The sequence below is a fragment of the Variovorax trehalosi genome (genome assembly GCF_051216415.1).
In the GTDB taxonomy this organism is placed as follows: Bacteria; Pseudomonadota; Gammaproteobacteria; order Burkholderiales; family Burkholderiaceae_C; genus Variovorax.
Genome location: NZ_JBPJZG010000004.1, coordinates 728,034 through 736,601 on the forward strand (window position 1 = coordinate 728,034; position 8,568 = coordinate 736,601).

Sequence of the window (8,568 nt, forward strand, 5' to 3'; positions counted from 1 at the left end):
CAATGAACGCCTCCCTAGATTCCACCATTGCAGCGCAACCGACCGCCTGGCCGAGCGTCGTGGTGATCATCCCGTTCTACAACGGCGCCGATTTCATCGAGCGTTCCGTGAAGAGCGTCTTCGAGCAATCGGTGCCCGCGGCCGAGGTGATCGTGGTCAACGACGGCTCGCGCCCCGAGGAGCGTGCCGCGCTCGACGCGCTGGCTGTGCGCTACCCGTTTCGCATCATCGACAAGGAAAACGGCGGCCAGGGGTCGGCGCGCAACGCCGGCGTGAAGGCGTCCGCATCGGACTTCATCTGCTTTCTCGACCAGGACGATTTCTACCTGCCCAATCACATCGAGACGCTGGCGGCCTCGATCCCTCTGGGTGACCGGCTGTTCGGCTATGTCTACGCCGACCTGTACGAGGCGGACGCCGACGGCAACGTGATCCGCACCGGCGTGATCAAGGAGCACGCGACGCACCCCAAGCGCAACATCAACGACCTGCTGCGCAACGACATGTTCGTGCTGCCGTCGGCCGCGCTGGTGAGCCGCAAGGCCTTCGAGGCCGTCGACGGGTTCGATTCGCAGTTCATGGGCTTCGAGGACGACGACCTGTTCCTGCGCATCTTCCGCAAGGGGTTCAGCAACTACTTCGTGGACAAGGCCGTCACGGTCTGGTGCATCCACACGGCGAGCACGTCCTTCGGCATCCGGATGATCCGCAGCCGCTTCAAGTACTTCAAGAAGCTCACCCAGATGTTCCCCGACGAGCACCTGCGCGGGCGCTACTACTTCCGCGATTGCCTGGTGCCCCGGTTCCAGCCTTACTTCGTCAACCACGCGATCGAGTCGATCAAGAACGACGACCAGTACCGCGAGGAGATGAGCGCGATCCTCAACGAGTACGGCGCGATGGTGCTGGCCAACCCCTATGTGGGGCGCAAGAAGAAGCTGCGCCTGCGGATCACGCTGTTCCTGCTCAACCACTGCCCGCCGGGCGCGGTGCGCCTGGTCGGCGCCATCACGCGCCTGCCCGGCATTCGCAGCCTGCGGCGCCTGTACGCCTAGCGGGCAGGGGCCGCCGCCGCGGGCTGCTTCGGCGTGGTCATTGCCGCATCGATGTAGGTGGCGAACTTGCGTACGTATTCGGCGCGCAGGTGCCCGGCGTCCTTGTAGATCGGCGTGGCGTCGGCGTCGGCGCGGGTGCACCAGTCTTTCTCGCACAGCGTCGGGATCGGGTCGATCACGATGGCGCCGCTGCGCTGCGCGATCTGGCGCATGCGCTCGTGCAGCGCTTTCTGCTCCGGTACCCAGGGTGCGGTTGGCGACATGCGCCCGACCGTCATGTTGCCCAGGCGCCCGCCCTTGACGAATTCCTCGGGGCCAAAGCCTTCGCCGACCGGGTTGTCCAGCAGCAGGTAGACCTGCTTGTGCTTGGAGAGCGCCGTCATCACGGTCTCGAGCGTGTTGAGCGCGAAGTCCGCGCCGCCACCGCCCATGAAGCGGCGCTTGTTCTTGCCATCCAGGTAGTAGTAGCGGTCCGCCGCGGCGTTGTCGGCGGTGGGCTTGTCGGTTTCCGAGAAGTAGCAGTTCCAGCAGCCCCCGAAGACCACCGCGTCGAACTTGTCGCTCACCGCCAGGCGCATGCCGCCGTCGCGCCGTTCCGCGCAGAGGTTGTTCTGCTCGTCCACCACGTTGGGAATCGGCGGGCAGGCGCCCCAGGTCACGAAGGAGAGCGAATCGAGCGTGTCGGGCGCGGTCTTGCTCAGCTCCACCGCGCGCGGGCCGTACTGCTCGATGTGGCTGTCGCCGAAGAACAGCACCCGGCGCTTGCCGTGCCCGATCTGCTGCAGCACCTCGCCATCGACCTTGATCGGGCTCAGGCCGTCCGGGTAGCCCCAGTCCTTGGCCGCGGCCGCCGTCTTGTTGAAGTACGGATCGCTGTGGCGACCGACGTAGTAGCCCGAGGTGGCCAAGAGGCCGAGCACGACGAAACCCACCATCGCCGCCACGAGGCCCGAGGTCACCGTGGGGTTCTCGGTCTTGCGCGTGTAGCGTTCGACAAAACGGTAGGTCAGCCACGCGAGCACGAAGGAGGCGACCAGCATCAGCGCCCGGATGCCGTCGGAAGGCAGCTTGCCTTCCAGGATGCGCGCATACGCCAGCAGCGGCCAGTGCCAAAGGTACAGCGGATAGCTGATGAGCCCGACCCACACCATCGGCTTGGATGCGAGCACGTAGCGGTTCAGCACGCCGGTCGGTCCCGCCGCGATGCAGAAGAAGGCGCCCAGCGTCGGCAGGATCGCCCAGAAGCCCGGGAAGGCCTTGCCGCCGCGAATCATGCACAGGCCCAGCACGATCAGCGCCAGCCCGGCGATGGACTGCGCATGGCGCCCCCAGCCCGGCTTGGGCGGCGGCCGGTGCAGCCGCATGTACGCGAGCATGCCGCCGATCATCAGCTCCCAGAAGCGCGAGAGCGGCGAATAGAAGGCGGCCGTGCGGTGGCTGTGAATGGTCGTCACGTTCAGCAGGAACGACGCCGCCGCGACGATGCCGACCACCCAGAGCACGCGCCACTTGCGCTTCCAGGCCAGGCCCAGCAGAACGGGCCAGAAAATGTAGAACTGCTCCTCGATGGCCAGCGACCACAGGTGCAGCAGCGGCTTGGTCTCCGCCGCGTTGTCGAAGTAGCCGGCCTCGCTCCAGAACGCGAAGTTCGAGACGAACCCGGCGCCCGAGGCCACGTGCTTGCCCAGCTGCACCCATTCGTTGGGCAGGAGCGCATACCAGCCGAAGGCCAGCGTGGCCGCCAGCACCAGCGCCAGCGCCGGGAAGATCCGCTTCACGCGCCGGGCGTAGAACTCGCGGTAGCTGAAGCCTTCGCCCTCGAAGCTGGCCAGGATGATCGTGGTGATCAGGAAGCCCGAGATGACGAAGAAGATATCGACGCCGATGAAGCCGCCCTTGATCCACTGCGGGAACGCGTGGTAACCCAGGACCGAGAGCACCGCCACGGCGCGCAGCCCGTCGATGTCCGGGCGGTATTTGGGGTGAACCAGGTGGGCGTGTTCGTTGTGGAGCGTCGGGCTCGTCGTTGTCGTCGTCATCGTTGGTGTGAAGGCGCGCTTGCTTTTTTCGTTCCCGATTGTCCTCGCAAACGCTTCTTGCCCCGCTCAGGCGCCGGGCGGCTGCATCCGCCGGTAGCGCCAGAAGGCGCCTGAGCGCCACACTTTCAGCAGGCTGGTGACGTGCCAGTAAAGATAGCGCTTGCTGCGGTGGCTGGCGCGCTGGGCGTCGTGCCGCGCGAGCAGGTCTTCGCCGACCTGCAGCTTCCAGCCCGCAAGTTGGGTGCGGGCGCAGATGTCGAAGTCCTCGCCGTACATGAAGAAGCGTTCGTCGAAGCCGCCGATCTGGCGGTAGGCCTCGCTGCGGAACAGCATGAAGAGGCCCGGGATCCACGCGGGCGCTGCCGGCGGCACATAGCCCGGCTTGTTGCGCCCGAGGATCTCGAAGGGCGTGAGCAGCGCCCGGTGCGGTTCGGGCGCGGGCTTGCCGGGCTCGAGGATGCGCGGGGTCATCAGGCCGGCGTCAGGTGCGGCCTGCAGGATCAGCGGCGCGAGCACGTCGCTGTCGAAACGGATGTCCGGGTTGAGCACCAGGAACCAAGGTGTCGTGCAACGCCCGAAGGCCTGGTTGTGATTGGCGCCGAAACCCTTGGGGCTCGTGTTCTCGATCCGCTCGACCTCGAATCCCCAGCTTTGCCCTGCGAGCACATCAGGCTCCGGAATGTTCACCGTGAGCACCACCTTGGCAATCGACGCGCGGCTGTGCCGGTCCAACTGGTCGAGCAGCGGCCGTATCAGGGTGAGCTGGCCGTGGCTCACGATGGAAATGGTGATCGGCGGCAAAGGAGCGGGGGAGGCGGGGGATGAGGGCGTGGGCATGGTCTAATTTCGCTCGGGAATTCTAGGGTTCCCCAACTCCCACACATGATTGCCCTGATCGTCATCAGTTTCTTCGTCGCCGCCTTCGCGGTCCAGCTCTTCATGCGCCGGGCGCGCAGGCACGCACGGCTCTACGGCGCCGACATGCCGCAGCGCTTCCACAAGGGCCACGTGCCGCGCCTGGGCGGTGCAGGCATCCTGCTGGGCATGGGGGTGGCCTGGCTGGCGGCCGGCATCACCGGCACCGATCCCTTCAACGTGTCGTGGCCGGTCAAGACCTCGATGCTGACGCTGCTGTGCATCGCGCCCGCGGTGCTGGGCGGCATCGTCGAAGACATGACGCAGAAGGTGAAGGTGCGCTATCGGCTCGGCCTCACCATCGGCTCGGCCCTCTTGGTGTGCTGGCTGCTCGGCCTGGGCGTTGCGCGCACCGGCATCCCGATGGTCGACGGCTGGCTGGCCATGCTGCCGTATGCCACCGTGCTGTTCGCGGCGCTCGCCATCGGCGGACTGCCGCATGCCTTCAACATCATCGACGGCTACAACGGCCTGGCCGGCACCGTCGCCGTGCTGGTGTGCCTGGCGATCTCGCACGTGGCCCTGCAGGTGGGCGACCGGCAACTGGCCGCCATGGTGGTCTGCCTGGTGGGCGCCACCGTCGGCTTCCTGGTCTGGAACTATCCGCGCGGCAAGATCTTTGCCGGCGACGGCGGCGCCTACGTCTGGGGCATGGTGATCGCCGTGGCCTGCGTGACGCTGGTGCAGCGGCACCGCGTGGTGTCGCCGTGGTTCCCGATGCTGCTGCTGATCTACCCGGTGTGGGAGACGCTGTTCTCCATCTACCGCAAGCTCGCGCGCGGCCAGTCGCCCGGCACGGCCGATGCGCTGCATTTCCACCAGTTGATCTTCCGCCGCATCGTGCGCGTGGCGCTGGCGGACGACGAGGCGCGGCAGCTGCTGGCGCGCAACAACCGCACCTCGCCTTACCTCTGGATGTTCGCCGCGCTGTCGGTGGTGCCCGCGGTGCTGTTCTGGAACAACACCATCGTGCTGATGCTGTTCTGCCTGTTGTTCGTCACGACCTATGTGGGCGCGTACCTGATGATCGTCAGATTCAAGGTGCCGCGCTGGCTCAGGCCTTGAGAGAATTTCTGTTCATTCCCATCGTTCAACGCTTTGGAGCCTGACCGCCCATGACCGACCCCGTCCTCAACATCCCCCCGCGCGACAAGGCCGAGATCCTGGCCCAGGCGCTGCCGTACATCCGCAAGTTCCACGGCAAGACCATCGTCATCAAGTACGGCGGCAATGCCATGACCGACCCGGCCCTGCAGGCCGACTTCGCCGAAGACGTGGTGCTGCTCAAGCTGGTCGGCATGAACCCGGTGGTGGTGCATGGGGGCGGCCCGCAGATCGAGGCTGCGCTGAACAAGCTGGGCAAGAAGGGCAGCTTCATCCAGGGCATGCGCGTGACCGACGCCGAGACCATGGAAGTCGTCGAATGGGTGCTGGCCGGCGAGGTGCAGCAGGACATCGTGGGCCTGATCAACCAGGCCGGGGGCAAGGCCGTGGGCCTGACCGGGCGCGACGGTGGCCTGATCCGCGCGCAGAAGCTCAAGCTGGCCGACCGCAACGACCCCAACGTGCAGCACGACGTGGGCCAGGTCGGCGACATCGTCTCCATCGACCCCAGCGTGGTGAAGGCGCTGCAGGACGACGCCTTCATTCCCGTCGTGAGCCCCATCGGCTTCGGCGAGGAGAACGAGAGCTACAACATCAACGCCGACGTCGTTGCCGGCAAGCTGGCCACCGTGCTCAAGGCCGAGAAGCTCATGCTCCTGACGAACACGCCCGGCGTGCTCGACAAGAACGGCAAGCTGCTCACCAACCTGAGCGCCCGCGAAATCGACGAGCTGTTCGCCGACGGCACCATCTCGGGCGGCATGCTGCCCAAGATCGAAGGCGCGCTCGATGCGGCCAAGAGCGGCGTGAACGCAGTGCACATCATCGACGGCCGCGTGCCGCACGCGATGCTGCTCGAGATCCTGACCGACCAGGCCTACGGGACGATGATCCGCGCCCGCTGAGCGGGGCCGGGGAGCGCCTGTTGCGCTGTGCGAGAATCAATTGATTACATCTTTGCACGCGCTCCCATGCAGAACGAAGAGACAGCTGCTCCCGGCGTAGAGACCCCAGCGGAAACGCCAGCCACCGCCACGCGCAAGCGTCCGAAGCCGGGTGAGCGGCGCGTGCAGATCCTGCAGGCGCTGGCCGCCATGCTCGAGCAGCCCGGCGCCGAGCGCGTCACCACCGCGGCGCTGGCCGCGCGGCTCGAGGTGAGCGAGGCCGCGCTCTACCGCCACTTTGCGAGCAAGGCCCAGATGTTCGAGGGCTTGATCGATTTCATCGAGCAGAGCGTGTTCAGCCTGGTGAACCAGATCCTCGAGCGCGAGGGTGCCACCGGCGCCCAGCAGGCCGCTCGCATCCTCACGCTGCTGGTCCAGTTCGCTGAACGCAACCCGGGCATGACCCGCGTCATGGTCGGCGATGCGCTGGTCTACGAGAACGAGCGCCTGCAGCAGCGCATGAACCAGTTCTTCGACAAGATCGAAGCCACGCTGCGCCAGGTGTTGCGCGGCGCGGCCACCGCCGATGGATCGGCCACGCCCACCGTCGATGCGCAGGTGCGCGCCGCGGCGCTCACCGCCTTCGTGGTCGGGCAACTGCAGCGCTTTGCGCGCTCGGGCTTCCGCCGCGCGCCTTCCGAACACCTCGAAGCCACGATCGCACTGATCGTCTGAGAGGGCCGGGCCTTCGAGCTCACCCGCTGCGGCCGCGGGTCTATCGATGCGATAGCTGAATCTGATGCCATGTCGGCATGTTCATTGACAAAATCGATGGACCCCGACAACTTCATCAGAGGACAGCACCCATGACAGACACCCGCAAGCTCACCACCGAGAGCGGTGCCCCCATCGAAAACAACCAGCAGTCGCAGACGGCTGGCGTCAACGGTCCCGTGCTGATGCAGGACCACAACCTCATCGAGAAACTAGCCCGCTTCGACCGCGAGCGCATCCCCGAGCGCGTGGTGCATGCGCGAGGTTCGGGCGCCTTCGGCACCTTCGAAGTCACGGCCGACGTGTCGAAATGGACCAAGGCGAAATTCCTCGGCCAGGTCGGCAAGAAGACCGAAGTGCTGGCCCGTTTCTCGACCGTCGCGCTCGAACTGGGCTCGGCCGATACGGTGCGCGACCCGCGCGGCTTCGCGCTCAAGTTCTACACGGAAGACGGCAACTACGACCTCGTGGGCAACAACACGCCGATCTTCTTCATCCGCGATCCGCTCAAATTTCCAGACTTCATCCACTCGCAAAAACGCGACCCCTACAGCCACGTGCAGGAGCCCAACAACGCCTGGGACTTCTTCTCGCACTCGCCCGAAGCCACGCACCAGTTCACCTGGCTGTTCGGCGACCGCGGCATTCCGAAGAGCTATCGCCACATGGACGGTTTCGGCTCGCACACCTACCAGTGGGTGAACGCCAAGGGCGAGGCCTTCTGGGTCAAGTACCACTTCAAGACCAACCAGGGCATCGAGACCTTCGTGGCCGAAGAGGCGCAGCGCGTGGGTGGCGAGAACCCGAACCACCACCACCTCGACCTGCTGCACTCCATCGAGCGCGGCGAGTTCCCGAGCTGGCGCGTGCAGGTGCAGATCATGCCGGTGGCCGATGCGCAGACCTACCGTTTCAACCCCTTCGACCTCACCAAGGTCTGGTCGCACAAGGACTACCCGAAGATCGACATCGGCATCCTCACGCTCGACCGCAACCCCGACAACTACTTCGCCGAGATCGAGCAGGCCGCCTTCAATCCGGCCAACTTCGTGCCCGGCATCGGCCCCTCGCCCGACAAGATGCTGCAGGGGCGTCTCTTCAGCTACGGCGACACGCAGCGCTACCGCCTGGGCATCAATCACACGCAACTGCCGGTGAACCGTCCGCACGCCACCACCGCGCAGAACTACGGCCGCGACGGCGCGATGCGTGGCGACGGCAACGGCGGGCGCGGTCCGAACTACGAGCCGAACAGCTTCAGCAACGCGCCCAAGCAGACCAACGAGCCGGTCTACGCACCGCTCGAGATCCACGGCTGGACCGGCAGCCACCAGTGGCAGAAGCACGAGGCCGACACCGATTTCGTGCAGGCCGGCGACCTCTATCGCCTGATGGACGAGGCCGCAAAAGAGCGGCTGATTCAAAGCATCGCGGGCGGTCTTGGCGCGGTCACGCGGCAGGACATCATCGACCGCTCGGTGAGCTACTTCCGACAGGCCGATGCGGACTACGGCGCGCGGCTCGAGAAGGCGATCAAGGCGGTGCAGGCGAAGATCAAAGGCGACGACACCAGCGTGCAGGTGGGCAAGCCGGCGCACGACAGCAGCAAGAGCTGATCGCAGATGTCTTTCTCCCTCCCCCTCTGGGGGAGGGCTGGGGTGGGGGCAAGCGGCGTACCCATCGAGCACTCTGCGTGGGCCCCACCCCACCCCCCCCCCCGCGGGGGAGGGGGAAGGAGGGAGGGGGGTGGGAGAGGCGCCACCCATTTTTTCCGCGGCGCCCGCTTCTTCCCCCCCT

Annotated in this window: 7 protein-coding genes; 5 read left to right on the top strand and 2 right to left on the bottom strand. The window is 66.1% G+C overall.

The features are described from left to right. Positions 1 to 2 precede the first annotated feature (2 nt). On the top strand, positions 3 to 1,055 hold the full coding sequence (locus ACSFA7_RS18840) for a glycosyltransferase family 2 protein (RefSeq protein ID WP_435500782.1): 1,053 nt from the start codon (positions 3 to 5) through the stop codon (positions 1,053 to 1,055). Here ACSFA7_RS18840 and ACSFA7_RS18845 read toward each other — a convergent pair. Next, entirely contained in the window at positions 1,052 to 3,094 is a 2,043-nt protein-coding gene (locus ACSFA7_RS18845) for an acyltransferase family protein (protein WP_435500783.1), read from the bottom strand. The genes ACSFA7_RS18840 and ACSFA7_RS18845 overlap by 4 nt on opposite strands. 66 nt (positions 3,095 to 3,160) lie before the next feature. Next, positions 3,161 to 3,931: a glycosyltransferase family 2 protein gene (locus ACSFA7_RS18850; RefSeq protein WP_435500784.1), complete on the bottom strand. Its 771-nt coding sequence runs from the start codon at positions 3,929 to 3,931 to the stop codon at positions 3,161 to 3,163. A gap of 45 nt (positions 3,932 to 3,976) precedes the next feature. Between ACSFA7_RS18850 and ACSFA7_RS18855 the strand changes: the two genes are divergently transcribed. The 4 genes from ACSFA7_RS18855 (at position 3,977) to ACSFA7_RS18870 (ending at position 8,387) form a co-directional block, all read left to right on the top strand. Then, a complete protein-coding gene (locus ACSFA7_RS18855) occupies positions 3,977 to 5,074 on the top strand; it encodes a glycosyltransferase family 4 protein (RefSeq protein ID WP_176660020.1) in 1,098 nt (365 codons plus the stop codon). 50 nt (positions 5,075 to 5,124) lie between these two features. Continuing rightward, a complete protein-coding gene (argB, locus tag ACSFA7_RS18860) occupies positions 5,125 to 6,018 on the top strand; it encodes an acetylglutamate kinase (protein ID WP_042580286.1) in 894 nt (297 codons plus the stop codon). Positions 6,019 to 6,084: 66 nt separating this feature from the next. Beyond that, the gene (gene slmA, locus ACSFA7_RS18865) at positions 6,085 to 6,732 is read left to right on the top strand and encodes a nucleoid occlusion factor SlmA (protein ID WP_435500785.1); all 648 of its coding nucleotides are present in this window, start codon (positions 6,085 to 6,087) and stop codon (positions 6,730 to 6,732) included. Between the two features lie 131 nt (positions 6,733 to 6,863). Continuing rightward, positions 6,864 to 8,387 carry a catalase gene (locus ACSFA7_RS18870; RefSeq protein ID WP_435500786.1) on the top strand — a complete coding sequence of 508 codons (1,524 nt, stop codon included), beginning with the start codon at positions 6,864 to 6,866 and terminating at the stop codon, positions 8,385 to 8,387. The last annotated feature ends 181 nt before the right edge of the window (positions 8,388 to 8,568 follow it).

Coding starts and splice junctions, on each gene's coding strand:
- argB (WP_042580286.1), top strand. CDS start 5,125: ATGACCGACCCCGTCCTCAACATCCCCCCGCGCGACAAGGCCGAGATC.
- slmA (WP_435500785.1), top strand. CDS start 6,085: ATGCAGAACGAAGAGACAGCTGCTCCCGGCGTAGAGACCCCAGCGGAA.
- ACSFA7_RS18850 (WP_435500784.1), bottom strand. CDS start 3,931: ATGCCCACGCCCTCATCCCCCGCCTCCCCCGCTCCTTTGCCGCCGATC.
- ACSFA7_RS18840 (WP_435500782.1), top strand. CDS start 3: ATGAACGCCTCCCTAGATTCCACCATTGCAGCGCAACCGACCGCCTGG.
- ACSFA7_RS18870 (WP_435500786.1), top strand. CDS start 6,864: ATGACAGACACCCGCAAGCTCACCACCGAGAGCGGTGCCCCCATCGAA.
- ACSFA7_RS18855 (WP_176660020.1), top strand. CDS start 3,977: ATGATTGCCCTGATCGTCATCAGTTTCTTCGTCGCCGCCTTCGCGGTC.
- ACSFA7_RS18845 (WP_435500783.1), bottom strand. CDS start 3,094: ATGACGACGACAACGACGAGCCCGACGCTCCACAACGAACACGCCCAC.